This is a genomic window from Dactylosporangium roseum (assembly GCF_025264685.1).
GTDB classification, from domain to species: domain Bacteria; phylum Actinomycetota; class Actinomycetes; order Mycobacteriales; family Micromonosporaceae; genus Dactylosporangium; species Dactylosporangium roseum.
The window spans coordinates 4751510-4777060 of the sequence record NZ_CP073721.1; the positions used below are offsets into that span (position 1 = coordinate 4751510).

Here is a 25551-nt window from a genome sequence, read left to right on the forward strand (position 1 = left end):
ATCAAGCAGTCGCCCGACCCGGAACGCGCCACCCAGCCGCGCCGCCGCCACCCGCCACCCAGCCGCGCCGCCCGCCACCCGGCGCCCAACCACGCCGCCCGCCAACCACGCCGCCCGCCAACCACGCCGCCCGCCGACCGCCGGACCACGTTGCCTGGGCTTGCGGACCGGTAATCGCGGGCTCCCGCGTTTGCCCGGGCAACGGCGGGGAAGAGCCGGCACATGGCCACGACCGGCCACCCGCGCAGAGCGTGGACACCCGGGCGACCGGCCAGGACCGGGAGATTCCGAAGGTTCCGGCGCGGTGTAGCCGCCGGGTGCGAGGGTAGGCGGGACGTTGCCGTCGGGCGCATCGACATGCCTTCTGTACCGGCGCGAACCCGCCCCGCAGAGCAGCCATCGAGTACCGCAGGAGGAAACCGTGGCACGAGGCACGCTGCAAGGCAGGAGAATCGCGATCCTGGCCACCGACGGGGTCGAGCGCAACGAACTCGAGGTCCCGCGCGGCGCGCTCATCGGTGCCGGGGCGAAACCGGAACTCCTGTCGATCCACCCCGGCGAGATCCAGGCCCGACAGTTCGACATGGTACCGGCCGGGACACTGGCCGTCGACCGGCAAATCTCCGACGCCGACCCCGGCGACTACGACGCGATGCTGTTGCCCGGCGGCACCGTCAACCCGGACACGCTGCGCGGGAACACCCACGCGGTCAACTTCGTCAAGGCGTTCTGCGCCTCCGGCAAGCCGGTCGCCGCGATCTGCCACGGCCCGTGGACCCTGGTCGAGGCGGACGTCGTCCGGGGCAAGCGGATGACCTCCTGGCCGAGCATCCGCACCGACCTGCGCAACGCCGGTGCGCAGGTGGTCGACGAGGAGGTGTGCGTCGACGGCCAGTTCACCACGAGCCGGTCACCGGCGGACCTCCCGGCGTTCTGCGTCGCCATCATCGAACAGTTCGCCGCCGCCGAACAGCAGGTCGGCGGCTGACCGAGCAGGGCCGGGCCGTCCGCGCCGGAGGCCCGGCCCGCCCCGTTCCGCGGCTTCGGGACGTCACCGCGATCCGGGCGAGGACACCGATCTCCAGCGCCGTCCACAGTGCACCGTCGGGTCCGGTGATGATGGCCTACGGGCCGCTGCCCGGGTCCTTGACCATGTGTTCCTCGATCGACACCTTGATCATGACCCGACCGTACCGCGTAGCGACCCTGGAACGTTTGCCGGTCCCCCGCCGGTCCCGGCCGACCGCGGGCGCTAGGCCGCCAGGGCCGCGAACGTCTCGCGGAGGCGGGCCAGGGCCTGCGGGATGCGCCACGCCGACCGGTCGCGGGGACCGACCACGTTGGAGATCGCGCGCAGTTCGCCGAACGCGACGCCCTCGGCGGCCACGGCGACGCCGAAGCCCTCCATGCCCTCGGCGGCGGCTCCCGGCACCCGGCCCGCCAGCGCCGCGGTCCGGGCCGCCGAACCGGTGGCCGTCGTGACCGTGACGACCGGCGCCACGACCGCCCCGGGCAGCGCCGTGCGCAGCGCCGTCAGCAGCCGCTCGTCGGCCGTGCGCCGACCCCGGCCGAAGCCGAGGGTCTCGATGTCGATGAAACCGTCGCCGTCCTCGGCGCCGAGGTCCGCCGCGACGCTACGGTCCGCGATGACGAGCCCGCCGACGTCGGCGCGCCCCGCGAACCCGCCGCCGACGCCGGCGGACAGGACCGCGTCGAACGGCCGGCCCTCGCACTCGGCGCGGGTGAGCAGCCGGGCGGTGCTGGCCGCGGCCTCGGCGGGGCCGACCCCACCGGCCACGGCGACCACCCGCCCGCCGGCGCCGTGCGGGCCGAGGCCCGCCAGCACGGCGGCCCGCTCGGGCTCGACCGCGGTCACGATCAGCACGCGCTCGAAGCCCGGCAGGCCCGGCAGTGCGCTCACGACGGGCGGGGCCCGGGCGGGCCGATCAGGTCGAGGACCTGGCGCAGGCCGCGCTCGCCGGTACGGTGCTCGGCGGGCAGGATGAAGCAGCGCAGGCCGACCGCCGAGGCACCGCCGTCACGGACCGGGTTGTCACCGACCATGAGCGTCGCCCGCGGCTCGGCGCCGAGGTCCGCGCAGGCCTTGCGGAACAGCTCCGGGTCCGGCTTCTCGCGCCCCATCTCGAACGACAGCGCATAGGTGTCGACGAGGTCGCCGAGGCCGCGGTGCTCGACGTGGGCGCGGATGTCCCAGGCGATGTCGCTGACCACGCCGACGCGGATCCCGCGCTCGCGCAGGACACGCAGGACCGGCTCGGTGTCGGCATACGGCACCCAGGAGTCCACGTCGAGCAGCCGGGCATGTGCGGCCGACTCGTGCCCGCGGAGGAAGTCGACGGCGCCGAACCAGGCCACCATCGCCGCCCGGTGCCGCTCCGTGGACAGGTCCCGGCCCTGCTGCGCCGCGACAACCTCGGGCAACTGGTAGGCGCGGACGAGGCCGGCCAGCACGGCTTCGGCGGCGGCCGGGTCGTCGAGCGCGCCGGCCCGGCCGGTGTCGGCCGCCACCAGGCGCAGCCACTGCGCCGCGTCGACCATGCGGAACAGCGTGTTGACGAAGTCGAAGAGCACGGCGCGCACCGGCGGTGGCGGCGCGGCCGAGTCCGCCGCGGCGGTCTGGTAGGCCGTCGGCGTGTCGAAGAGCGTGTGGACCGGTGGCGGGCTGCCGACCGTCCGGGCGGCCCCGGTCACCACGCCTTGGCCCCGCCGTCGGGCCGCCGGTCACGGACGCGTCTGCGCGGCACCTTGCCGCTCGTCGTGCCGGGCAGTGCACCGGGCCGCAGGAGGGTCAGGGCGTCGACGGGGAGCCGGTGCTCCTCGGCGACGGCACGGCGAACAGCGGACACCACGTCAGCGTAGCGGACCGCCGGACCGCCGCCGGACCGCCGCCGGACCGCCGCCGGACCGCCGCCGGGGCGCCGCCGGACCGCCGCCGGGGCGCCGCCGGGGCGCCGCCTCGGCGTGGGTGATCCGCGCCCGGCGGGCGGTTTCGGCGACGACGCCCGGGTAGCGAGGCCGGCGCGCCGGGCCCCGGCACACCGTGCGGTCCCGGCACGCGGATCCGGGCTGACGGGCTGCCGCCGCCGGGATGAGATCTCTGGCGGCAAGCCACACCTTCGGTGCTCTCGCGACCGTTCCTGTCACGGGGTTGCCACGGATGGCTAAGCTTCGCCGGTGCCGATCATGCGACCCGGGGTGCACCCCGCCCTGACCAGACGCTCCACCGCTGGTGCCCGGCTGCTCGGCGTCGGGGCGTACCGCCCGGAGAGGGTGGTGACCAACGACGAGATCTGCGGGGCGATCGACTCGAGCGACGCGTGGATCCGGCAGCGCTCCGGCATCGTCAGCCGGCGTCACGCCGACCCCGGCGAGACCGTCGTGAGCATGGCGGTCGCGGCCGGCCGCGAGGCGCTCGCCGACGCGGGGGTGCCGGCCGGCCGGGTCGACGCCGTGGTCGTCGCCTCCATGTCCAACCTCCAGCAGTCGCCGCCGATCGGGCCGGAGATCGCCTCCCGCGTCGGCGCGGGCACCGCGGCCGCGTTCGACCTCGGCGCGGCCTGCGCCGGTTTCTGCCACGCCCTGGCGGTCGCCGACGCGCTCGTGTGCGCCGGCACCGCCCGGCACGTGCTGGTCATCGGCAGCGAGCGGATGACCGACATCATCGACCCGGCCGACCGCTCAACGGCGTTCCTCTTCGGCGACGGCGCCGGGGCGGTGCTCGTCGGGCCGCACTCCCGGCCCGGCATCGGCCCGGTGGTGTGGGGCTCCGACGGCAGCCGTGCGAACTTCATCGCGCATCCGGAGTCCTGGCTCGCGGTGCGTGAGAAGCCCGACTTCTGGCCCACCATGCGGATGATGGGGCAGGAGGTGTTCCGCTGGGCGATCCAGGAGGTGACCCCGGTGGCCCGCAGCGCCGTCGACGAGGCCGGGTTGACCGTGGCCGACCTGGCGGCGTTCGTGCCGCACCAGGCCAACCTGCGCATCGTCGACAAGCTCGCCGCGGCGCTCCGCCTGTCGCCGGCGGTGCGGGTGGCCCGCGACGTGGTGTCGTCGGGCAACACCTCGGCGGCCTCCGTGCCGCTGGCCCTGCACACGCTGCTCCGGGGCGACGACCCGCCACGCGGGCACGCGCTGCTGGCCGGGTTCGGCGCGGGCCTGTCCTACGCCGCGCTCGTCGTGGAGCTGCCCGGTTCCTGACCCTTGTGGCGCCACTTCTCGGGGGAAGCAGGCCGAGGCCCGTTTGGGTCACCGACCGGCAGGCGGACCCGTCCCGCCCCTTATTGCAAGTTTATGGCAAATACATCAGACTGGCACCATGGTCGGCCGGCGGTGTCCAGCGCGATGGTCCTCAGCCCCACTGGGCGCCGCCACGCCACCCACGACGGTGCGCCCCGAGAGGATCCCTGCTGGATGAGCGTCTACACGCTGCCCGACCTGCCCTACGACTACGCCGCCCTGGAGCCCGCGATGTCCGGCGACATCCTGGAGCTGCACCACGGCAAGCACCACGCGGCCTACGTCAAGGGCGCCAACGACACGATCGAGCGTCTCGCCGAAGCCCGCGACCAGGACGCGTTCGGCAACCTGGTCGGGCTGGAGAAGACCCTCGCGTTCAACCTGTCAGGTCACGTGCTCCACTCGATCTTCTGGAGCAACCTGTCGCCCGAGGGCGGCGATCGTCCCAGCGGTGAGCTCGCCGCCGCATTCGACGAGCACTTCGGCTCGTTCGAGGCGTTCGCCGCTCAACTGTCGGCGGCCACCACCGGCGTGCAGGGCTCCGGCTGGGGCGTCCTCGCGTGGGAGCCGCTGGGCCGACGGCTGATCGTGCAGCAGGTGTACGACCACCACGGCAACGTCGGCCAGGGCTCGACGCCGCTGCTAGTCTTCGACGCCTGGGAGCACGCCTACTACCTGCAGTACCGCAACGTCCGCCCGGACTACGTCCAGCGCCTGTGGGGCCTGGTCGACTGGGCCGACGTGACCCGCCGCTTCGAGGCCGCCCGCCGGGCGCCCGGCCTGCTGGCATGAGCACCGTCGAGCCGGCCGACGCCGGCCGGTTCCTGATCCTCGGCCCGGAGCTGGCCGGTGTCTACGCCGCGGTATTCACCCAAGCACCGTGGCACGAGCCGCCCGACATGGCCGTGACGTTCCGCGACCGGCTGCCCGACGAGGCGGGCCGGCCCGGCTTCCGCGCCGCCGTCGCCCGCGACCGTGCCGGTGCGCTCGTCGGGTTCGCCTACGGCTACGCGACCGCGTCGCCGTTTCCGACCGGGCGCAGCTATGGCAAGGCCCGCACCGCGCTCGGCGACGACCGGGCCGACGCGCTGTGCGGCACGTTCGAGGTGCTCGAGCTGGCCGTCCATCCAGCCGCGCGGGGCAGCGGCCGGGGCCGCCGTCTCCTGGACGCGATCGTCGGTGACCACCCGGCCTGGCTGGTCACCGCGGAGCACGCGCCACAGGCCACCGCCTTCTACGAGCGGCAGGGCTGGCGCCGGGCCGGCGCGTCCGGCGGCATCGTCGTCTACCTGCGCGGTCCACGCGCCTGAGCACTCGCCACCGCCCATCAGTGGCGTGGTGCGTACATGATGACGGCGACGCCGGCGAGGCAGACGGCGGCGCCGATCAGGTCGTATCGGTCCGGGCGGAACCGGTCGACGAGCATCGCCCAGCCGAGGGAGCCGGCGACGAAGACACCGCCGTAGGCGGCGAGGATGCGACCGAAGTGCGCCTCGGGCTGGAGGGTGGCGACGAATCCGTAGGCGCCCAGCGCGGCGACGCCCGCGCCGATCCACAGCAGGCCCCGGTGCTCGCGGACACCCTGCCAGATGAGCCAGGCCCCGCCGATCTCGGCGAGCGCCGCGAGCACGAACAGCAGGATCGATCGCACCGTTGTCATGGAGGTATGGCAGCACACCGGCCGGGCGTCCACAGCCACCGACCCTCGCCCGGGTCGTCCGCGCCGTACGGCAGCCGCCCCAGCCGCCGCGCGCCGACGTCCCGCCCGACCAACCCGCCTGATCACGAGCTTGGGTCAGGCCGCCCGGCGGCCCCGCGGGTCGAACCGGGACGCTTCGGCCAGCCGTCGCCACAGCTCGCGCTGCCGGTCCGACAGCCGCTCCGGCACCACGATCGAGAGCTGGGCGTAGAGGTCACCGGCGGGTCCGCCCAGGCCGGGCAGGCCCCGGCCGTGGAACCGCAGCCGGCGCCCCGACGACGAACCGGCTGGCACCCGGACCTGGACCGGTCCGCCCGGAGTGTCCATCGTCACGCCGGCGCCGAGCACGGCCTCCCACGGCGTGATCGGGAGGTCGACGACGATGTCGCGGTCGTCGACGCGGTACCGCGGATGCGGCGCCAGCCGCACCACCAGGTAGAGGTCGCCGCGCGGGCCGCCGCCGGTGCCGGTGGCGCCCTGACCGGGCAGCCGGATCCGCTGGCCCTCGGTCACCCCGGCCGGGATGACCACCTCGATTGAGTGGCTGCCGCCGGAGGTCTGGACGGCCAGCCGGTGCGCGCCGCCGTGGTAGGCGTCCTCGACGCTCACCCCGATCTCCGCCTCGACGTCGATGCCCCGCGACACGGTGCCGGCCCTGGCCCCGAAGGCGCCGCGGAGCAGCCCGCCGAGCAGGCCGCCGAGGTCGATGCCGACGTGTGCGGCCCGGCCGGTGCTGAGGTCGAACGGCTGCGGGGCCCGCGGCGAGGTGCCGGCCCGGCGGTCGTACTCGGCGCGGGCCCGATCGTCGGAGAGCACCTCGTACGCCTCGGTGAGCAGCCGGAACCGCTCCTCGGCGCCGGGATCCGGGTTGCGGTCGGGATGGAAGCGGCGGGCGAGCCTGCGATAGGCCAGCCGGATCTCCTGCGGGCTGGCGGTCGGCTCGACCTCCAGCACGCGGTAGTAGTCGTCCGTGGCGGCCACCGCTGCCCCCTCCCTCTCCAGTCATAGGACGGGAGCCCGGCAGCGTCAAACGCCGCGGCGGCGTTGACGGCTCCCGGCGGGGCGGGAGGGTGTGGTGACGGGCCGTGGGTACCGACTGTCGTGGACGGTGCGGTCGTCGTGGTCATCGTGATCGTCCACCCGCACCGCCACGGCAGGCATGTCCAGGGCCGCCCGGTGCCGGTGGACATCACAGCGCGCAACGACGGCCCGGGCTCAGCAGGCCTTGGTGCGCGGGTTCGACGGCACCACCGCGGAGTCGTCGATGGTGACCTTCGTCGGGTCGGCGCCGGGCGCCGCCGTGCCGCCCTTCGTCGGGATGTGCGCGGTCACCGTGACGGTCCAGTCCGCCTCCACCTCGCGGTAGTAGCCGGTCGGGAAGCCCGGGAGGCCGAACGACACGTAGACCGGGCCGTTGTTGGTGAAGCACGACCGGCTGGCCGGCGCCGGGGAGTTGTACAGCGTACGGTCGGCCGTCGCGGTGAAGCGGACCAGCACGGTGCCGTCGGCGAGCTGGACCGGCTGCATGACGATCGAGCCCTGCCGCCAGGTCAGCGAGTTGTAGAACAGGCCGCTGGTCACCCCGATGAAGGACGGGATCGACGCGAGGTACGACCCGCCGGTCGTGCCCAGCACCAGCACGTCGTCGCTGCCGAGCGCCTTGCTGTCGACCACCCGCTGGCCCCAGTCCACGTACCGCTTCGACAGCGCGGCCGGATCGGCGACCAGCTCGGGCGGCGGCGGCAGGCTGCCGTCGTCGTTGATCTTCGGGCTGGGCACCTCGGCCGCCACCTTCGACTGGACCAGCTCGCTCATCATCCAGGGTTCGTCGGCGGACGCGCGGGTGAAGCGGACGTAGACGTAGACGATGCTGCCGTCGGGCAGTTTCGCCTGTGCGGTGACCAGGAAGTACGCCGGATAGGTCGTCTGCCCGGCCGGCACACCGATCTTGATCTCGGTGAGCTCGCCGTCCTTCACTCCCGGGATGCCGAGCAACGTCGAGACCGGCGGCTGCGCACCCGTGCCGACGTGGGAGTTGGTGCCGCCGCGCACCTCGTCCCAGGTGGACCGCAGGATGACCTTGGCCGATTCCTCCGTGATCACCTCGTTGGCGGCGGTGGCGGGCGCCTGCGGGATCACGGCGACGACCACCCCGACGACAACGGCGGCGGCGGCGCCGACGATCGGCGGCAGGATGCCGCCCGCGCCGCCGCCGGACGCCGTCGCGCCGCCCGCCCCGGCGGTGACGACGGTCGTCGTCGTCGCGGCCGGGGCGAGGCCGGCGACCGCCGGTATCGCGCCGGCGCCCACCTCCCCGGCACCCAGCAGACCGAGGCCACCACCCGCGGTCACGACACCCGCCCCGGCCGCGCTCGCCGCGGCCAGCGCGCCGCCGGGCGCGAGGACGGCGCCGGTGGCGGCGCCGAGGGTCATCCAGTCGGGCCCGTAGGCAGCGGTCGCCGCCTCGCGCAGGTCGGCCAGGAACGCCTCGGCGCTCTCCGGCCGACCGTCCGGGTCAGCCGACAGCGCCCGCTCGATCAGGGTCGCCAACTGCGGATGGAGCTGGTCGAGACCCGCCTGTGGCGGCGCGTCCTCGGCGACGACCGGCACCTGGCCGGTCATCAGCCGGCTCAGGACGGCACCGAGCGTGAACAGGTCCGACCGGGCGTCGAGCGGCTGGCCGCGGCGCTGCTCCGGACTGAGGTACTCCAGCGAGCCCTCCGGCGCCGGCGCCGGCGCGGTGCCGGGCACCGCGAGGGCGAAGTTCGCCAGGACGGTGCGGCCGGACCGGTCGAGGTAGATGTTGTCCGGGGTGACGTCACGGTGGACCAGCCCGTGCCGGTGCACGGCGATGAGCCCCGACGCGGCGCCGGCGACGACGGCCAGCGCCTGCTCGCCGGTGAGCCGGGTGCCCGCGTCGAGGATCTGCCGCAGCGGCGCGCCGTCGACGTCCTCGGTGACCAGGACCGCGCCGGTGGTGTCGCGCAGCCGCAGGCAGTTGTCGTCGTCGAGCAGGCGCATGACCTCGCCGTCGCGGTCGAGCCGGGCCCGCACGAGCGGGTCGGCGGCGAACTGCGGCCGCGGCACCTTCAGCAGCACCCGGGAGATCCCGTCCGCGTCGAGCGCCCGGTACACCACCACGGTGTCGCTCCCGCCGAAGACCGATTCGGCCGTACGGCCGGCGAGGTCGACGTGCGTCGGCGGCACGAACGGTTCGGGGCCGGCCGCGGGCACCGCACCGGTGCGGCGGCGCGTCAGCGGCAGGAGCAGCGCCAGCCCGAGACCGACGACCGGCCCGAGCCAGATGAGCCCGCTCGACGGGCTGATCACGCCCGCCTCGTGGAGCACCAGCGCCTCACCCCCGCCCGCGACCAGGCCGAGGGGCGCCGCCAGCAGTGCGCGCCGCGTCCAGTCGCCGGTCCGGCGCCGGGCGACGAGGACCGTGAGGAATCCGCCGGCGAGCGCCAGCAGCAGGCCGATCAGACCGGCGGCCGTGGCGAAGGGGCTCCGGCCGCTCGTCAGCAGCAGCGTGGCCCGGCACCCCTCGCCCTCGACGACGATCTCGGTGGTCCGGGTGACCGCCCCGAACAGCGGCGGCTGGGACTTGTTGACATAGCGGCCCGCCGGCGCGCCGTCCGCGGCCGGCAGGTCGAACCGCATCCCGAACGCGGCGGCCGACACCTTGGCCCGCGCCGCGCCGGCGGTGGCGTCGACCACGAGCACGGGATGGCCGTCCGGCACCGCCCAGCCGGACGACCCGTCCAGCCGGGCGCCGGAAAGCTGGTGCACCGGCTGTCCGGGCAGCTCCTTGCGGAGCCGGTCGGCATCGCCCGCGGACTTCGCGGCGACACCGGTGATCGCGCAGCCGGACGCGGCCGGCTGGGCGGGTGCGGCGGTGGCCGCCCGGTGTGGCGGGGCGAGGACCCCGGCGGCCGCCACGAGTCCGGACACGGCTAAGGCGAAGAGTCCGGCCACCATCGCGGGCCGGGCGTGGGAGGGGGAGAAACGCATCTGGCGACCCTTCACGACAACGTCGGGCTCACGTTCCACGCGCACGAACCGACACGACCCGGCCACAGGAGCACCGGTGAAGGCCGGGATGCGACTGAACGTACGCGTGTGCCGGCCGGAGCCGCGCTGGAGTTTCGGGCGCACCCGGGATGCTGTTCGGTGGCTTCCCCGCCGCCGGAACGGCCAACGATGTGTCGGGTAATGGACAGAATCACGCTCGGCGGCTGGGCTCTACTGTGTTCACGTGATCGGCGGGGGTTTCCGGCTGGGCGTGGATTTCGGCACGTCCACCACCGTCGCCGTGCTCGCCTGGCCCGATGGGCGGACCAGGCCGCTCACGTTCGACGGCTCGCCGTTGCTCCCTTCGGCCGTCTACGCCGAGCCGGACGGGCCATTGCTCACCGGCCGCGACGCACGGCACTGGGCGCGCCGGCACCCGGAGCGTTTCGAGCCGCACCCGAAGCGGCGTGTCGACGACGGCACCGTGCTGCTGGGCGAGCGTGAGGTCGGTGTCGTGGAGCTGTTCGGCGCCGTCCTGTCCCGGGTCGCGGCCGAGGCGGTGCGCGTCGCCGGCGGGCCGCCGGTCGGGGTGACGGTGACCTGCCCGGTGAGCTGGGGGCCGCGCCGGCGGGAGCTGCTCGTGCGCGCCGCGGTCGCGGCCGGACTGCCGCGTCCGGCGCTGGTCGACGAGCCGGTCGCGGCGGCGGCGTACTTCGTCACCGTCCTCGGCGCGACACTGCCCGCCGGAAGCCACCTTGTCGTGTACGACCTGGGCGCCGGAACCTTCGACGCGACGGTCGTCGCCCGTACCGAGCCCGGGTTCACGGTCGTCACCAGCACCGGGCTCACCGACCGGGGCGGGCTCGACATCGACGCCGCCGTCGTGGACCATCTACGCGGCGTCTACGCCGACCGGGCCGACGCGTGGCAGCGGCTGGCCGAGCCCGCCCATCGCGACGCCTGGCTGGACCTCCAGGAGCACGTCCACGACGGCAAGGCGATGCTGTCACGCAGCGCGTCGACCTTCATCCGCCTGCCGCTGCTCGACGTGGACGCGCCGCTGGGCCGGGAGGAGCTCGACGAGCTGGCCCGCCCGGTGCTCGACGAGACGGTCGCCGCGGTGGCGGCGGCGCTGCGCGCCGTGCCCGGCCCGCCCACGGCCGTGTTCCTCGTCGGCGGCGCGAGCCGGATGCCGCTGGTGTCCACGGTGGTGCACCGCAGCACCGGCGTGGCCCCGGTCGTCATCGAGCAGCCGGAGCTCGTCGTCGCCGAGGGCGCTCTCCATGCCCCCGTGCCGGCGCGGCCGGGTGCGGCGCCCGCGCCCGCCCCGGCACCGCGGCCGAACTTCCGCACCGCTCCCCCGGCCACCCCCGCGCCCCCGGCCGCTGCTCCCGCGCCCGCCCGGCGGGCGGCCCGGCTGATGCGCCAGGACTATGCTCGGCCGGCCCTGCTCCTGCTGGCGATGGCGCTCGCCGTCGTCGTCGGGCCGGTCCTCGTCTCCAGCGCGGGCCTGTCGGCGCTGGGTACCGGTGCCCGCGCACCGCTCGCTCCGGCCGGTTATCTCGCCGCGCTCGCGCTCACGGCCACGCTGGCCGCCGGCGGGGCGGCACGCGGCGCGTCGAGCCTGTTCCCGCTCCCGCACACGACCGGCCCGCCGCGCGCCGGGCACCTGCTGGGCCTGGCGGCGACGGCCACCGCCGGACTGCTCGCCGTCGTCACCGGCGCCGCGGTGCTCGGCCGCCTGGCCCGCAACGGCGCGCCGGACGGCGAGCAGCACTTCCTCTACGTGGTGACCGACCTGGACCGCTGGCTGCCGCTGGCCACCGTCGCGGCCGGGCTCACCGTCCTCGCGGTAGGCCTGCGCGGCCTCGCCACCCGGCGCCCGATCGACGTCCTCGGCCGGGACGGACCGGCCCGATACGTGACGGTCGCCGCGGCGGGCATGGCCCTCGGCACGGCCGCGCTGAGCCATCGCTTCGGCGTGAACCCCTCCGCCGCGACGGTCGTCCAGTCCGACGCCGGCCGCGGCGCGATCCGGGTCCCGGACCGGTACCTGGCGGCCGACCCGGTGCTGTACCTCGCGTACCGGGTGTTCGAGGCGGGCGGCTGGGCGGCCGTTCCGCTGTGGACGGTGGTGGCGCTCGGCGCGTTCGTCGCCGTGGCCGGCCTCATGTTCGCCGGTGTGGCGCTGCGCGCGATGGTGGCCCGGTGCCGGCCGCGCTGGCGGCAGTTCCTGTCCGGCAGCGCGTACGGCCTGTGCCTCACCGCGGGCGGCTACGTCACGTACCACGCGGTCGACGACATCCGCTCGTGGCACGGCTGGCGCGACGCGAGCGGGGGGTGGGTCGCACCACCGCAGCCGGACCTCGTCGTCGTGGCGGGAAACGTCGTGTGGTGGCTGGGGTGGTGGCCGCTGGTCGCGCTGATCGCCGCCGCCGCGCTGGCCGGCGTCGTGCTGTCGGTGCGCCGCCGCGCCGGGTGACCGGCCCGGGGGCGAAGCCGGCCCATGGCCGAGCCAGCCCCACGGACCGGAGCACAGAACGTTTTCCGGTCGCCGTGTCGAAACCCGGCCGCGCCGTTCGACGCACTGGTGAAGGCACCCGAACCAGGAGGATGGACATGTCGTTCCAGGCGTACCTCGACACGATCGAGCGCAAGACCGGCAAGACCCCCCGCGAACTGCTGGCGCTGGCCGCGGAGCAGGGTCTTTCGGGCCTGTCGGTCAAGGCCGCGGCCGTGGTCGAATGGCTGAAGGCGGACTACGACCTGGGCCGCGGCCACGCGATGGCGCTCTTCCACGTCATCAAGAACGGCTCGAAGATCCCGGCGAAGCACGTGGGGTCGGCGGGTGTCCACCGCGACGACAGCGACACGCTGTGGCTGGACGGCATCGCGAGCCGCTCGGCATGATCGGCGCGGGCCGGTGGATACGCTTGGATGATGACCGCCGTGGACGAGATCGGCCGCAGCAGGTACGTCAACCTGATCACGTACCGTAAGGATGGCACTCCGGTGGCGACTCCGGTCTGGCACGTCCTCCACGAGGGCGAACTGTTCGTCGTCACCGAGGCGAGGTCCTGGAAGGTGCGGCGGATCCGCAACAACAGCGAGGTCCGGGTGACGGCGTGCGACTTCCGCGGCCGCGTCGCCCCGGGCGCCCCGACCACGACCGGGCGGGCCCGGCTCCTCGACGACTCGGAAACGGCACGAGCGCGGGCGCTGCTGGCCCGCAGATACGCGCTCTCCCGGGTCGGCAACTGGTTCGCCCGCACCCTGCGGATCCGCCGTCCCCCGATGGTGGGCATCGCCGTCTCGTTCTGACGAGACGGCAGCGGCGTCCGGCCGGCTTCCACGGCCCGAGTCTGTGACGGGTCAGGCGGAGGCGCCGCGGGCCGGGGTGGTGTCACCCGCGGGGACCAGGCCGAGCAGCGGGGCCGTGGTCGGGCAGGCCGGCGAGACGCACTGCTGGGAGTGTGCGTCGAAGGCGGCCCGCGTGATCGGCACCACCGTGACGGCCAAGGGGCGCACCGGGCTCAGCACCCAGTAGCGGCGGGTGCTGGCGGCCCTGCGCAGGGCGCGGCGCAGACCCGGGGTGAACTGGGTGAAGTCGTGGGACACCGCGCCGGCCTCGGCGGACGGCCAGTCCAGGCGCACCGCATAACCCACACCGTGAACCGGCCGCCGCGTGAACCCCGGCACGAACCCGGCAAAGCGCATCGTCACCACTCCCCGCACAGCACAACGACCGGCCCACTCGAACGATACTCGAACATACGTGCCAATTAGTGGGTTTCTGTGGGTGGGGATAGGGGGCTGTAACGGACAAAATGGCGGCGCGCATGGGATGCCGGTTCGTTCACCAGGTTGCTGAAGACCGTTGTGAGCGAAGGGATCCACGTGCGCGCCGCTGCTGTGATCAACCGTCTGCTGGGCTTCGAGGGAACGGTTGTGGACGACGTGTGTTTCACGGATACCGCGATGGTGGTGCAGGTCCGGCTTCGCTCGCAGGTGCTGGTCTGCCCGTGCGGGCGGACCAGCCGGGCCCGGTACGACCGTTCCCGCAGGAAGTGGCGTCATGTCGACTTCGGCCGGTACCGGGTGGTGATCGAAGCGGAGATCCGCCGGGTCGACTGCCGCGGCTGCGGGCAGGTCCGCAGCGAGTGGATGCCGTGGGCCCGGCCCGGCGCCCGGCATACCCGCGACTTCGAGGATATGGCCTGCTGGCTGGCGAAACGGATGTCCAAGAGCGCCGCGGCCGCGCTGCTGGGCACCACCTGGCAGACCGTCGACCACCTCGTAGCCAGGCTCGTCGATACCCACCTGGACAGCGAGCGTCTCGACGCGATCTACCGCATCGGCGTCGACGAGATCGCCTACCGCCGGGGCCGCAAGTTCCTCACCGTGGTCGCCGACCACGACACCGGCCGGGTGGTGTTCGTCGGCGAGGGCCGCAGGCAGGACGTCTTCGGCAGATTCCTGGAGTCTCTCGGCGAGGACGGCCGAGCCCGGATCGAGGCGGTCAGCATGGACATGACCGCGATCTACCGCGGCGCCGCCACCACCCACGTGCCGCACGCGGCGATCTGCCTCGACCCGTTCCACGTGATCAAATGGGCCGGCGAAGCGCTTGACCTGGCCTACCAGACCTGCCGTGAACAGGGCGTAAAGATCGCCGTGGCTGGACTGACACCCGCCCAAACCTGGCAGAAGGCCCGCGGCGCCCTGCGCCAGCCCGCCGGGCAACACGACCCCACCCGCACCGCGATCATCGAACAGCTCCGCCGCAAACACCCCCGCATCCACCACGCCTGGCGCCTCAAAGAAGACCTCCGCCGCCTCTACCAGGTCCCCACCAGCGACGCAGCCGACCACCTACGACGCTGGATCAACCGGGCCAAACGCAGCGGTATCAACGCCTTCGTCACCCTCGCCCGGCGACTGCGCCGCCACCGCACCGGCATCCTCAACGCCATCCACCTCCAACTGTCGAACTCGCTCCTCGAGAGCATCAACGCCGGCATCCGCCTCATCCAACGCCGCTCCCACGGCTACGCCGACCTCGACAACCTCATCGAAATGATCCACCTCTGCCACGGCGGCATCACCACATCACTACCCACAGAAACCCATTAATTGGCACATACGTTCTAATATCTATGGCCGGCGCTGATGCCCCCGCGGCGGCGCCCGCGAGTCGCGCGGCGGGCCGTGGGTCAGGAGGCCGTAGCGGGCTTCCGGGTGGTATCGGCCGAGGTGGCGCCGTGAGTGGGGCGGGAGGTCAGGACCCGGGGGCCGGAAGCCGTGATGGCGACCGTGTGTTCGGAGTGGGCGGAGCGGGAGCCGTCGGCGGAGCGGATCGTCCAGCCGTCGGCGTCGAACTTGATCCTGTCGGTGGAGCGGCAGAACCAGGGCTCGATGGCGATGGTGAGGCCGGGGTCGAGTTTCATGCCGCGGTGGGCGCGGCCGTTGTTGGCGACGTGCGGGGCCTCGTGCATGGTGCGGCCGATGCCGTGGCCGCCGAACTCGGCGTTGACGCCGTAGCCGTAGGAGCGGGCGACCTCGCCGATCGCGGCGGAGACGTCGCCGAGGCGGCCGCCGGGCCGGGCGGCGGTGATGGCGGCCTCCAGCGCGACCTCGGTGGCCTCGATCAGCCTCAGGTCGGCCGGGTCGGGGGTGCCGACGACGACGGAGAGCGCGGAGTCGGCGGCCCAGCCGTCGATGCCGACCGCCATGTCGATGCTGAGCAGGTCGCCGTCCCGCAAGACATAGTCGTGCGGCAGGCCGTGCAGCACCGCGTCGTTGACCGACAGGCACAGCACGTTGCGGAACGGGCCGCGGCCGAACGACGGAGCGTAGTCCCAGTAGCAGGACTCGGCGCCGCGTTCCTTGATCCGGCGGCGCGCGTGATGTTCGAGATCCATCAGGTTGACGCCGACCGCGGCGACACCGCTCAGTTCGGCGAGCAACTCACCGACGAACTGGCCGGTCACCGCCATCCGGCCGATCTCCTCGACGGACTTGAGCTCGATCACGACAGCGCCCTCCCCGTTGTCGGTATTTGTATACCGGTATTTTTATATCACACCAGGTCGGGGCCGCCCCGAGGGAGGGCTCGCATGGTCTGCCGACCACTCACCCCGGACAGAGCGCAGCGGGCCGGCGCCCCGACCGGCTCTTTCCACAGGTCAAGGGAGAGGAAGCGGCCGTCGGTGCACAGGGCCGCGACAAGCCCCACGGCCGTCCGCCAACGGTGACGCACAGTCGCGCGGGCGAGCGCCTGCCGGTTGTTGCAAATATATGGCAAGTACCGCAGACTGGCATGATGGGAGGTGAAGATCGACCGTCGGTGCCGACGATCGTGGAAGTGCTCGTGATCGGGGCGCGGGACGGCCGGCTGCACTACCGCTGCTCCCGTGGTGCCCTGAGTGCCGGCCGGCATCCGGACGGCGTCGCCGCGGACCTGGTCGCCGACACGGGAGATCCCGGCCGGGTGCCGCCTCCGCTGACCGTCCTGCACTCGACGTCGTGGCGGCACACCGACGGCGGCCTGGTCCTCACCTACGCGGCCGTCACCGACGGCAACGCCGAGGCGGGCACCCGGCCCGTCACCGACGACGGGATCGTGTCGTCCGGCGACCCGGCTCGGCCGAGCCCCGCGTCGGTTCCGGCGGACGCCGTCGCCACCCATGCCGCGCGCCACCTGGCGTGGCTGCGGGCCACCGACGACGCCGTCGCGACCGCCCTCGCCGGTCTGCCGCACCTGTGGCACTGCTTCGACGGGTTCCGGCCCGGCCCGGCCGGCGCCTTCGCCGCGCCGCTGTGCGTCAGCGCGGCGCAGGCGATTCGGTGACGCACCGCCGGCGCCGCGAGTGGCTCATGACAACTCCTTGACCGCGACCTCGGCCCGGTCGGCGGCGGCCACGTAGCGCAGCGACCGGGCCAGGGTCAGCGCGTCCTCGGCCAGTGCCCGGTCGCCGAGCGCCAGCGCCCGGACGCGGCGCAGGTCCGGCTCGGCCAGGCCGCTCTGGCCCGGCAGGCCGCGTTCCAGCGCCGCGGCGGCCACCGCTGCGGCGTCCCCGGTCTGCCCCAGCGCCAGGCAGGCGTCGGCGTGCATCGCCTCCAGGCGCCCGAACCGGCGCATCGCGTCGCCGAGGTGAGCCCGGGCCTGCGTGATCCGGGTCAGCCCGTCGGCGGAGCCGGAGCGGACCTCCGCCCAGCCCAGCACGACGCCCGCCATGCTCCGGTACTCCGGGTGCCCGCCCCGCTCGGCCAGCGCCAGCGTGGCACGCGCCGCCTCGGCCGCCGCCGGCACGTCGAACCGGTCCGCCGCGACGGCGGCCGCGTAGTTGGCGACGTACATGTCCAGGAACAGCTCGCCGGTCCGGGCGGCCCGCTGCCGGGCGGCCCGCAGATGCCGTTCGGCGGCGTCGTGGTCGCCGAGCATGCCGGCCACCATCGCGGCCGGTGCCAGCGCGCCGACGACCGGGTCCCAATTGTCGATCGGGAAGACCGGCACGTCACCGGCCGGCAGGGCGGCGAGGGCGGTCTCGAAGCACCGGTTGGCGCGCGGTAGGTCGAGCTCGCTCAGCGCGGCGGCGCCCTCGTGCACCTCGGCGACGATCGTGGCCCACGGGTCCGTGCTGCCGCCGACGGTCGCCGACCGGGCCACCTCGACCGCCCGGGCCACGTCACCGGAGGCGGTACGGAACGAGGCGTACCCCCACAGCGCCGGCAGCACGTCGAGCACCGGCCGGCCGCGCAGGCGCAGCAGCAGCGACTCGATCGCCGTGTACTGCGCGACGGGGGCGGGGGCGAGGTACCCGTCGGTCGCCTGGCGCAGGTACGCCAGGCGGATCCGCACGTCGACCTCGGCGACGTCGCGCCGCTCGGTCGCCGGGGCGCGGTGCAGCATGCCGAGCGCCTCCTCCAGCATCGTGAAGGCCTGCTCGTGCGCGGTCCGGTCGTACGCCTCCCGCGCCGCGTCCACCATCGCCGGCACCACGTCGTACGGCGTCAGCACCGGCAGCGCCGCGCGCAGGTGGGCGGCCAGCTCGGGCGCGGTCGCCAGCCCGGTGTCCCGCAGCGCCTGGGCGGTCCGCGCGTGCAGCCGGGCCCGCCGCAGCGGCCCCTGGTCGAGGTACGCCGTCTGCCGGACCAGGTCGTGCGAGAAGCGCAGCAGCCCGGGGTCGTCGGTGGCGGTGAGCACGCCGCTGACCACGGCGGTGTCGAGCGTGTCGAACAGTGCCAGCTCGTCGATCTGCACGACCTCGCGCAGCACCGGTACCGACACGTCGCGCCCGAGCACCGAGGCGACCGCGACGACGGCGTTGACCTGGCCGGGCAGCTTGGCGAGCCGGCGCCGGACCACCTCCTGCACCCGCACCGGCACGTGCTCGGGCGACAGGGTGTGCTCGGCGACCAGCACCCGCAGCAGCTCCACGACGAAGAACGGGTTGCCGCCGGTGCGGTCGAGCAGCATCTCCACCGTCTCCGCCGGCACGTCCCCGCCGGTGACCACGCGGGCCAGCGTGGCGACCCCGGCGGCGTCGAGGCCCGCCAGCGGCATCCGCACCGCCGACGGGTCGGCCACGAGCTCACCGAGGACACCCGCGAGCGGCGCCTGCGGTGCCAGCTCGGCCTCCCGGTACCCGACGGCGAGCAGCACCCGGCTGCGCCGCAGCGCCTTGACGAACATGGTGAGCAGCACGGTCGACGGGGCGTCGAGCCAGTGCGCGTCGTCGACGACGAGCACCAGCGGCGCGTGCCCGGCGAGGCGGCACAGCCCGTCGACGATGCCCTGGTAGAGGCGCGACCGGGCGAGCTCCGGGTCGGCGAGGCGCTCGGCGGCGGGCAACGGCAGCGTTTCGATGAGCGTCGGATCCAGTACCGCGGGCAGGTTGCCGTAGGGCGCGAAGGCGGCCGCGAGCGCGGACGCGGCGGCGGAGTCCGGTGCGCCGGCGATGCCACGCAGCATCTGTGCCCAGGGCAGGAAGACCGGCGGGGCGTCGCCGTCCACGCCGGTGCCGGTGCCCACCGGGCCGGTCGCGCGGGACGCGAGCTCGCGCAGCAGGGCCGACTTGCCGATGCCCGGGCTGCCGGAGACCAGCAGCAGCCGTCCCCGGCCGGCCGCCGTCTCGGCGAGCAGCCGGTCGACGGTGCGCAACTCCTCGTCCCGGCCGACCAGCCCGTCGGCGTCCGCGTCGGACCCGCCGGCCTCCGGCGCCGCCCCGGCGGGCGCGGGTGCCTCGGCCGGCGCCGGCGGCGCGGACACCACGACCGGTGCCGGCGACACCGGGATGGCGCCCTGGGGCGCCGGCGCGGCCAGGTGCGGGGCCTGGCGCAGGATGTCCTGCTCCAGGCGCTGCAGCGCCGGCCCCGGCTCGATGCCCAGCTCGTCGATCAGCCCGGTGCGCGCCCGTGCGTAGGCCGCCAGCGCGTCCGCCTGCCGGCCGGCGCGGTAGAGGGCGAGCATCAACTGACCCCAGACGCGTTCCCGGTACGGCGCCTCGGCGAGCGCGCTCTCGCTGAGGTAGACGACCTCGGCCGGCCGGTCCAGCTCCAGCAGCGCCTCCGAGCGCTCCTCCACCGCGGTCAGCCGCAACTCCTGGAGGCGCGCCCGCTCGGCCCGGGCGAGCAGCGAGTCGCCGAGCTCCGGCAGCGGGTCGCCGCGCCACAGCTTCAGCGCGCCGCTCAGCACCCGCAGCGCCACGGCCGGGTCGCCGCCCTGGCGGGCCTGCTCGACCGCGGCCGCGAACCGGGCGGCGTCGACGGCGTCGGGCGGGACGACGAGCTGGTAGCCCGGTGCCCGGCTGACGAGCACCGTCGAACGGTCCCGGGCGGTGCGGCCCGGCTCCAGGGCGCGGCGCAGTCGCGACACGTACGCCTGGAGGGAGGCGATCGCACGCTCCGGTGGCTCGTCCGCCCACAGCTCGTCGATCAGCCGCTGCACCGAGACGGTCCGGCCGGGCTGCATCGCCAGCATGGCGAGGACGGCACGCTGCTTGGGGGTGCCGGTGTCGACCGGCCCGCCGGGGTTCACCGCCTCGAGCGGGCCGAGGATCCGAAACTGCAGGATGCGAAACTCCCGGACTTCCACCTCGGCCGTGGAAGGGCTACAGCTCCACGGCGTATGAACCGTCTTCGTACGGCCCGAAGCCCGCTTGCCGCAGCAACTCCTCGCCGTGCGCCGGAGGCGCCGCCACGAGCCTACGTGCTGCGGTGGCCCGCAGGGCGTCCACCAGCGCGATCAACACCTGAACGGCGAGGTCGGAGCGTCCGGGCGGCGTGGCGATCCCGACCAGTCGGACGATGGTCCCGTCGGGCCGTACGGCGGCCACCGCGGCCGCGGGGCGCTCGTCGTCGTCGGCCGGGTCGATCAGCTCCCACCACTCGGTGCCGTCGGAGAGCAGTTTGTCGAGGGGCGCGGTGCCCAGCGCGCGACGGGTGACCGCCCGACGTCCCGGCGGCACGCGCCGCACCAGCCTCAGCTCTGCCATGCATCCAGCAAACAGGACGGTACTTGCAGACGGCTTGACGTTGCGGTAAAGAGCGCCGTAGGTCGCCTGTCGCCATCCCGACGCCAGCAGTCATGCGGCTTCGGCGCGACCCGATCGCCAATATCCCATGAAGGCGACCGTGCGCCGATCCCAGCCCCGCTCGGCGACCAGGTGCCGGCGCAGGGTCTTGATGACGCCCGCCTCACCCGCCAGCCACGCGTAGACCCCGGCCGGCGTCTCCACCGGCGCCGGGACCTCCCAGAGGATTCCGGTGTCGACGTCGACCTCCTCCAGCGGCTCCGAAGCGGGACTCCGGGCAGGAGGCGGCGCGGGCGCCAGACGGTCGGCCGCCTCGGCCACGGCGGGCACGAGCAGCGAGCCGTGCGCCGCGCCGTCGCGGGCCAACCACGTGACCTTCATCCCGGCGGGAGCGGTGAGCGGCAGGGCGTCGTCGGGGTACGGCACCTCCAGCAACGCCTCGCCGCACGCCGAGGAGGGCAGCCCGGCCAGGATCGACGCCACGGCCGGCACCGCGGTCTCGTCGCCGGCCAGCAACAGCGGCGCCGCGGGGTGGTGGGGACGGAACTCGATCCCGCCCGGGTCGCCGGCGTACCGCGCGTTCGGGCCCAGCAGCCTGATGGTGTCCCCCACCGTGGCCCGGTTCGCCCAGCGTGCCGCCGGGCCGCCGTCGCCGTGCAGCACGAGGTCGACGTCGACCTCGCGGGCCTCCTGCCGGACGGCCCGCACCGTGTACGTCCGGAACGGCGGCTGGTGCTCGGCCGGCAGTTCGCGCCAGCGCGCATACCAGTCCGGTCCTTCCGTGAGCCGCGCGAACCCGCCGGACGCGGCCGGGAAGATGAGCTTGATGCGCTGGTCGCGCCCGTGGTCGGCGAACGCGTCCAGGTCGTCGCCGGTGAAGGTGACCCGCAGGAACGACGGGCTCAGCCGGGTCAGCGTCCGCACGTCGGCCCGGAAGGTCCGGTAGGGCATTTCCATCGTCAGCCACCAATCGTCCGGACGCGGGAGCGCCACAGGAGCCAGATGAAATAGGGGGTGCCGATCATCGCCACCACCAGCCCGGCGGGAATCTGCGCGGGGGCGATGACCGTGCGGCCGAGCGTGTCGGCCAGGCTCACCAGCAGCGCCCCGAGCAGGGCCGCCACCGGTAGCACCCGGGCGTGCCGGCCGCCGGCCAGGGCCCGGGCCACGTGCGGCGCGACCAGGCCGACGAAGCCGATGATGCCGACGGCGGACACGGCGGCCGAGGTCAGCAGCGCCGCGGCGGTGAGGGTGAACAGCCGCGTGCGTTCCAGCCGTACGCCGAGCACGCGGGGGGTGTCGTCGTCGATGGCGAGCAGGTCCAGTTTCCGCGTCTGGCCGGCCAGGACCGGGATGAACACCAGCAACGCGATCAGCACCGGGGACACCTGCGCCGCGGTCCGCCCGTACGTGGAACCGGACAGCCAGGTCAGCGCCTTGCCGGTGTTCCACGGGTCGGTGGCGATGATGATGAACGTGATGACCGCGGTACCGGCCGTGAACACTCCGACACCGATCAGGATCAACCGGTCGGAGCTGAGGCCGCCGCGCCACGCGAGCCCGTACACGAGGGCGAACGTGAGCAGCGCCGCGGATCCGGCGGTGACCGACATGGCCAGCACACCGACCATCGGGAAGACGGTGAGGACGGTGATCGCGCCGACGCCGGCACCGGCGGTCACCCCGAGGATGCCCGGTTCGGCGAGCGGGTTGCGGCAGACGGCCTGGACGGCGGTGCCGGCGACGGCGAGTGCGGCACCGGCGAGCAGTGCGGCGGCCACGCGCGGATAGCGCTGGTCGAGCACATAGGTGACCGCGGGACCGGCCCGCCCGCCGAGCCAGTTGACGACGTCTCCGGTGAGCAGCCAGGTGTCACCGGCGAGCATGCCGAGCACGGCCGCCGCCACGACCGACACCGCGCTGACGGCCAGTACCGACCGGAAGAACAGCGGGGACCGGGCCCGGGCGATCGCCGTCGTACTGGCCGATCGGGTGGCGGCGGGATCGCGGTGCCGCCGCGCCAGCCACACCAGGACCGCCGCGCCGAACATCGAGGTGACCACCCCGGTCGGCACGTCGACGCCTGCCTGGCCGCCCATGAACGCCCGCAACAGGATGTCGGACCCGATGACGACGACCACGCCGGCCAGCGCGGAGAACGGCACCAGCAGCCGGTGCCGATGCAGGCCGGGCACGACCCTCCCGGCGAGCCGGACGATCACCGGCGCGCACAGGCCGACGAAGCCGATCGGGCCGGCCACCGCGACGGCGGCGGTGGCGAGCAGGACCGCGAGGACCGTGCCGATCAGCCGGGTCCGCCGGACGTGCAGGCCCAGCACCGTCGCGGTGTCGTCGCCGAGCGCCAGGATGTCGAGACGGTGGCCGAGGATCAGGCATCCGGCCACGCCGAGCGCCACGACCGGGGCCATCTGGGCGACCGCCCGGAGGTCACCCTGAACCAGGGTGCCGTTGCCCCAGGCGTAGAACCCGACGGTCTCGTTCTGGAACAGCAGCATGAGCAGCACGGTGAACGCGTTGAGCGCGAACGTGGTGGCCGTGCCGGCGAGGATCAGCCGGGACGGGCCGGAGGCGCCACCGGTGGAGAGCATGAGCACGAACGCGGCGGCGGCCAGCCCGCCGAGGAACGCCAGCCCGCCGGAGAGCAGGACCGGCAGCGACAGGCCGAACACGGCGGCCGCGACCACCGCGAGGTGCGCGCCGGCGTTGACGGCGATCGTGTCCGGTGCGGCAAGCGGATTGCGGGCCAGCGACTGCAGGGTCGCGCCGGCCGCGCCCAGCGCGATGCCGACGAGCAGCCCGGCGAGCAGGCGGGGCAGCCGGGAGGCGGCCAGGATCCGCCAGGTCTCCTCGTCGGCCCGCAGCCCGAGCAGTTCCAGCGCGCCGACGTCGCTGGTGCCCTGGGTCAGGTGGACGGCCGCCAGCACCACGACGGCGGCGATCGACCCGGCGGCCAGGGCGCCGACGCGGACCGGGCGGACCGGTGCCTGCGCCGGCGCGGGCGGGACCGGGCTGCCGGCCGGTTCCACCCGCGGGTCGGCGACAACCTGGCTCACGGGGCATAGACCTTCACGAGCTCGTCGAGGTACTGCCGGCACGACAGCGGCCCGCCGAACGTCCAGATCCCGTTCGGCATCTTGTGCAGCTTGTTCTGCTGCACGAACGGCAGTGCCTTCCAGATCGCGTTGGTGTTGAGCCCGTCGGCGAAGACGTCGTTGCCGTCGGAGGCGTTGTAGAAGAAGTGGAGGTCCTTGTCCTTCAGCACGTTCAGGCCTTCGACGTCCGTCTGGCCGAGACCCCACACCTCGTCGGTCTTGCCGGTCCACGCGTTCCGCAGGCCGAGCGCCATGCCGACCTGGGAGACCAGCGCGCCCGGCCCGAACATCCGGATCGAGACGGTGCTGCCTTCCTTCCAGCCGTCGGCGATCGCGAACTGCTTGCCGGCCGCGCCGGCGTCGGCGATCTTCTTCTTCCCGGCCGCGACGGCGGCGTCGAACGCCGCGAGCACCTCGTCCGCCTTGGCACGCTTGCCGGTCGCGGTCGCGAGGAGGGTGAAGTCCTCCCTCATCCGGTCCAGGTTGCGGCTGGCGTCGCTGCCCTTGGTGACCAGCACCGGCGCGAACTTCTCCACCTGCGGCGCGATCGTGGCCATGTCGGCGCCCATCACCACCAGGTCGGGCCGCAGCGCCGCGATCGAGTCGAGGCTCGGCTCGCCGCGGGTGCCGACGTCCTTCGCGGTGCCGTCGAGCTTCGCCGCGGTGTTCCAGGTCTGGTACCCCTTGACGTCGGCGACGCCGATCGGCTGGACGCCGAGCGTCACGAGCATCTCGACCTCGCCCCACTCCAGGCCGACGACCTTCGTCGCGGGGGCCTTGAGCGTGACGGCCTTGCCGCGGCTGTCGGTGTACGTCACAGGTCCGGTGGACGCGGCGGCGTCACCTTGCGCGGCCGGCTCCTCGGTCGTGCCGCAACCGGCCAGCAGGAGACCGGCGGTCACGGCGGCGGCGGCGAGGGCGGTGCGGAATCTGGTCATCCTTGCCCAATCATCTTCATCGCGGAGTCGACTTCTATCGTGGAGCTGGAACCGGCGCCCGGCCGGCGCTGTGCCGCCCGATCGGGCGCGTGGCGACAAGGCCGGTGCCGGGTTCGACGGTCACCTCGACCGGGATCCCGTACGCGGCGGTGAGCCGCTCCGGGGTGAGGACATCGGCGGGGTCGCCGGCCGCGAGCACCGCGCCGCGATGCAGCAGGACCACCCGGTCGGCGACCGCGGCGGCCTGGTTGAGGTCGTGCAGCACGACGCCGACGGCGACGCTGTGCTCGTCGGCCAGGTCGCGCACCAGATCCAGGATCTCCACCTGGTAGCGCAGGTCGAGGAAGGTGGTGGGCTCGTCCAGCAGCAACACGCGGGTGTCCTGCGCCAGACAGGTGGCCAGCCAGACGCGCTGGAGCTCGCCGCCGGAGAGTTCGTCCGCGGTCCGCTCGGCCATCGGTTCGACGCCCGTGACGGTCATGGCCCACGCGATCGCGCGCTGCCCGTCGGGGTCCTCGTGGCGCCACCGGCCGCGGTACGGGTGCCGGCCGTACCCCACGACGTCCCGGACGGTGACCCCGCTGGGTGTGGGGCGGTGCTGCGCGAGCAGCGTGACCCGGCGCGCGAACTCCTTCGCGGACAGCGCGAACGCGGAGGCGCCGTCGTCGAGCAGGACCTCACCGGAGGCCGGCTTGTGCAGGCGGGCGAGGGACCGCAGCAGGGTGGACTTGCCACTGCCGTTCGGCCCGACCAGGGCGGTCACCGCACCGGCGCAGAGCCCGATCGAGGCGTCATGGACCACCGGCGTTCCGTGATATCCCAGCGTCAGTCGGTCACCACGGAGTCCGGCCGCGGATTCATCAGCACGCAGCACGACCTTAGGTTAGCCTAACCTCAATCTTTGTCAACACAAGATCGTGTCGTGGGCGCCGCGACCGTCGCGGCACCCCCCGTGGAAGCGGACTTCCACACGGTTTCCACAGCGCCGCGGTTCCCTG

The 25551-nt window shown here is 74.1% G+C and carries 23 protein-coding genes; 9 read left to right on the forward strand and 14 right to left on the reverse strand.

Annotation, left to right across the window (positions count from 1 at the left end; genetic code table 11):
* Positions 1 to 421 precede the first annotated feature (421 nt).
* On the forward strand, positions 422 to 988 hold the full coding sequence (locus tag Drose_RS22295) for a type 1 glutamine amidotransferase domain-containing protein (RefSeq protein ID WP_260723238.1): 567 nt from the start codon (positions 422 to 424) through the stop codon (positions 986 to 988).
* Positions 989 to 1252: 264 nt separating this feature from the next.
* On the opposite strand, the gene Drose_RS22300 is transcribed toward Drose_RS22295, so the two are convergent.
* From Drose_RS22300 to Drose_RS22310, 3 genes are read right to left on the reverse strand one after another with little or no spacing between them, the layout of a single operon-like run.
* Positions 1253 to 1921, reverse strand: coding sequence for a futalosine hydrolase (locus Drose_RS22300; RefSeq protein WP_260723239.1), 669 nt, complete (start codon positions 1919 to 1921; stop codon positions 1253 to 1255).
* Entirely contained in the window at positions 1918 to 2712 is a 795-nt protein-coding gene (locus Drose_RS22305; RefSeq protein WP_260723240.1) for an HAD family hydrolase, read from the reverse strand. The genes Drose_RS22300 and Drose_RS22305 overlap by 4 nt, the downstream gene beginning before the upstream one ends.
* Positions 2709 to 2867: a hypothetical protein gene (locus tag Drose_RS22310; RefSeq protein ID WP_260723241.1), complete on the reverse strand. Its 159-nt coding sequence runs from the start codon at positions 2865 to 2867 to the stop codon at positions 2709 to 2711. Before Drose_RS22310 ends, Drose_RS22305 begins: the two co-directional genes overlap by 4 nt.
* Positions 2868 to 3204: 337 nt before the next feature.
* Here Drose_RS22310 and Drose_RS22315 point away from each other — a divergent pair, with 337 nt between their 5' ends.
* The 3 genes from Drose_RS22315 to Drose_RS22325 all read left to right on the forward strand — a co-directional run bounded on the left by Drose_RS22315 (position 3205) and on the right by Drose_RS22325 (position 5567).
* Positions 3205 to 4218 (forward strand): beta-ketoacyl-ACP synthase III, encoded by a 1014-nt coding sequence (locus Drose_RS22315; RefSeq protein WP_260729783.1) that lies wholly within the window; start codon positions 3205 to 3207, stop codon positions 4216 to 4218.
* A gap of 213 nt (positions 4219 to 4431) precedes the next feature.
* Positions 4432 to 5049: a superoxide dismutase gene (locus Drose_RS22320; RefSeq protein WP_260723242.1), complete on the forward strand. Its 618-nt coding sequence runs from the start codon at positions 4432 to 4434 to the stop codon at positions 5047 to 5049.
* Positions 5046 to 5567: a GNAT family N-acetyltransferase gene (locus tag Drose_RS22325; protein ID WP_260723243.1), complete on the forward strand. Its 522-nt coding sequence runs from the start codon at positions 5046 to 5048 to the stop codon at positions 5565 to 5567. Before Drose_RS22320 ends, Drose_RS22325 begins: the two co-directional genes overlap by 4 nt.
* Positions 5568 to 5584: 17 nt before the next feature.
* Here Drose_RS22325 and Drose_RS22330 read toward each other — a convergent pair whose 3' ends face one another.
* The 3 genes from Drose_RS22330 to Drose_RS22340 form a co-directional block, all read right to left on the reverse strand.
* A complete protein-coding gene (locus Drose_RS22330; RefSeq protein ID WP_260723244.1) occupies positions 5585 to 5917 on the reverse strand; it encodes a YnfA family protein in 333 nt (110 codons plus the stop codon).
* Positions 5918 to 6052: 135 nt separating this feature from the next.
* Positions 6053 to 6937: a DnaJ C-terminal domain-containing protein gene (locus Drose_RS22335; protein ID WP_260723245.1), complete on the reverse strand. Its 885-nt coding sequence runs from the start codon at positions 6935 to 6937 to the stop codon at positions 6053 to 6055.
* A gap of 234 nt (positions 6938 to 7171) precedes the next feature.
* The gene (locus Drose_RS22340; protein ID WP_260723246.1) at positions 7172 to 9967 is read right to left on the reverse strand and encodes a serine/threonine-protein kinase; all 2796 of its coding nucleotides are present in this window, start codon (positions 9965 to 9967) and stop codon (positions 7172 to 7174) included.
* A 244-nt stretch (positions 9968 to 10211) separates the two neighbouring features.
* Between Drose_RS22340 and Drose_RS22345 the strand changes: the two genes are divergently transcribed.
* The 3 genes from Drose_RS22345 to Drose_RS22355 all read left to right on the forward strand — a co-directional run bounded on the left by Drose_RS22345 (position 10212) and on the right by Drose_RS22355 (position 13288).
* Complete coding sequence (locus tag Drose_RS22345; RefSeq protein WP_260723247.1) at positions 10212 to 12449, forward strand: Hsp70 family protein; 2238 nt, start codon at positions 10212 to 10214, stop codon at positions 12447 to 12449.
* Positions 12450 to 12586: 137 nt separating this feature from the next.
* Entirely contained in the window at positions 12587 to 12877 is a 291-nt protein-coding gene (locus Drose_RS22350) for a DUF4287 domain-containing protein (RefSeq protein ID WP_260723248.1), read from the forward strand.
* A gap of 30 nt (positions 12878 to 12907) precedes the next feature.
* A complete protein-coding gene (locus Drose_RS22355; protein ID WP_260723249.1) occupies positions 12908 to 13288 on the forward strand; it encodes a PPOX class F420-dependent oxidoreductase in 381 nt (126 codons plus the stop codon).
* Positions 13289 to 13339: 51 nt separating this feature from the next.
* Here the strand turns inward: Drose_RS22355 and Drose_RS22360 are convergent, their stop codons facing one another.
* Positions 13340 to 13690: a hypothetical protein gene (locus Drose_RS22360; RefSeq protein WP_260723250.1), complete on the reverse strand. Its 351-nt coding sequence runs from the start codon at positions 13688 to 13690 to the stop codon at positions 13340 to 13342.
* Between the two features lie 141 nt (positions 13691 to 13831).
* Between Drose_RS22360 and Drose_RS22365 the strand changes: the two genes are divergently transcribed.
* Complete coding sequence (locus Drose_RS22365) at positions 13832 to 15100, forward strand: ISL3 family transposase (RefSeq protein WP_260723251.1); 1269 nt, start codon at positions 13832 to 13834, stop codon at positions 15098 to 15100.
* Positions 15101 to 15180: 80 nt separating this feature from the next.
* Here Drose_RS22365 and map read toward each other — a convergent pair whose 3' ends face one another.
* Complete coding sequence (gene map / locus Drose_RS22370; RefSeq protein ID WP_260723252.1) at positions 15181 to 15999, reverse strand: type I methionyl aminopeptidase; 819 nt, start codon at positions 15997 to 15999, stop codon at positions 15181 to 15183.
* A gap of 314 nt (positions 16000 to 16313) precedes the next feature.
* Here map and Drose_RS22375 point away from each other — a divergent pair, with 314 nt between their 5' ends.
* Positions 16314 to 16817 (forward strand): hypothetical protein, encoded by a 504-nt coding sequence (locus tag Drose_RS22375; protein WP_260723253.1) that lies wholly within the window; start codon positions 16314 to 16316, stop codon positions 16815 to 16817.
* A gap of 24 nt (positions 16818 to 16841) precedes the next feature.
* Here the strand turns inward: Drose_RS22375 and Drose_RS22380 are convergent, their stop codons facing one another.
* The 6 genes from Drose_RS22380 to Drose_RS22405 all read right to left on the reverse strand — a co-directional run bounded on the left by Drose_RS22380 (position 16842) and on the right by Drose_RS22405 (position 25424).
* Positions 16842 to 20063, reverse strand: coding sequence for a BTAD domain-containing putative transcriptional regulator (locus Drose_RS22380; RefSeq protein WP_260723254.1), 3222 nt, complete (start codon positions 20061 to 20063; stop codon positions 16842 to 16844).
* A 16-nt stretch (positions 20064 to 20079) separates the two neighbouring features.
* The gene (locus Drose_RS22385) at positions 20080 to 20463 is read right to left on the reverse strand and encodes a hypothetical protein (protein ID WP_260723255.1); all 384 of its coding nucleotides are present in this window, start codon (positions 20461 to 20463) and stop codon (positions 20080 to 20082) included.
* A 90-nt stretch (positions 20464 to 20553) separates the two neighbouring features.
* Positions 20554 to 21459 (reverse strand): siderophore-interacting protein, encoded by a 906-nt coding sequence (locus tag Drose_RS22390; RefSeq protein ID WP_260723256.1) that lies wholly within the window; start codon positions 21457 to 21459, stop codon positions 20554 to 20556.
* Between the two features lie 2 nt (positions 21460 to 21461).
* The gene (locus tag Drose_RS22395; protein WP_260723257.1) at positions 21462 to 23576 is read right to left on the reverse strand and encodes an iron ABC transporter permease; all 2115 of its coding nucleotides are present in this window, start codon (positions 23574 to 23576) and stop codon (positions 21462 to 21464) included.
* Positions 23573 to 24553: an ABC transporter substrate-binding protein gene (locus Drose_RS22400; RefSeq protein WP_260723258.1), complete on the reverse strand. Its 981-nt coding sequence runs from the start codon at positions 24551 to 24553 to the stop codon at positions 23573 to 23575. Before Drose_RS22400 ends, Drose_RS22395 begins: the two co-directional genes overlap by 4 nt.
* Before the next feature lie 34 nt (positions 24554 to 24587).
* Positions 24588 to 25424 carry an ABC transporter ATP-binding protein gene (locus Drose_RS22405; protein WP_260729784.1) on the reverse strand — a complete coding sequence of 279 codons (837 nt, stop codon included), beginning with the start codon at positions 25422 to 25424 and terminating at the stop codon, positions 24588 to 24590.
* Between the last annotated feature and the right edge of the window lie 127 nt (positions 25425 to 25551).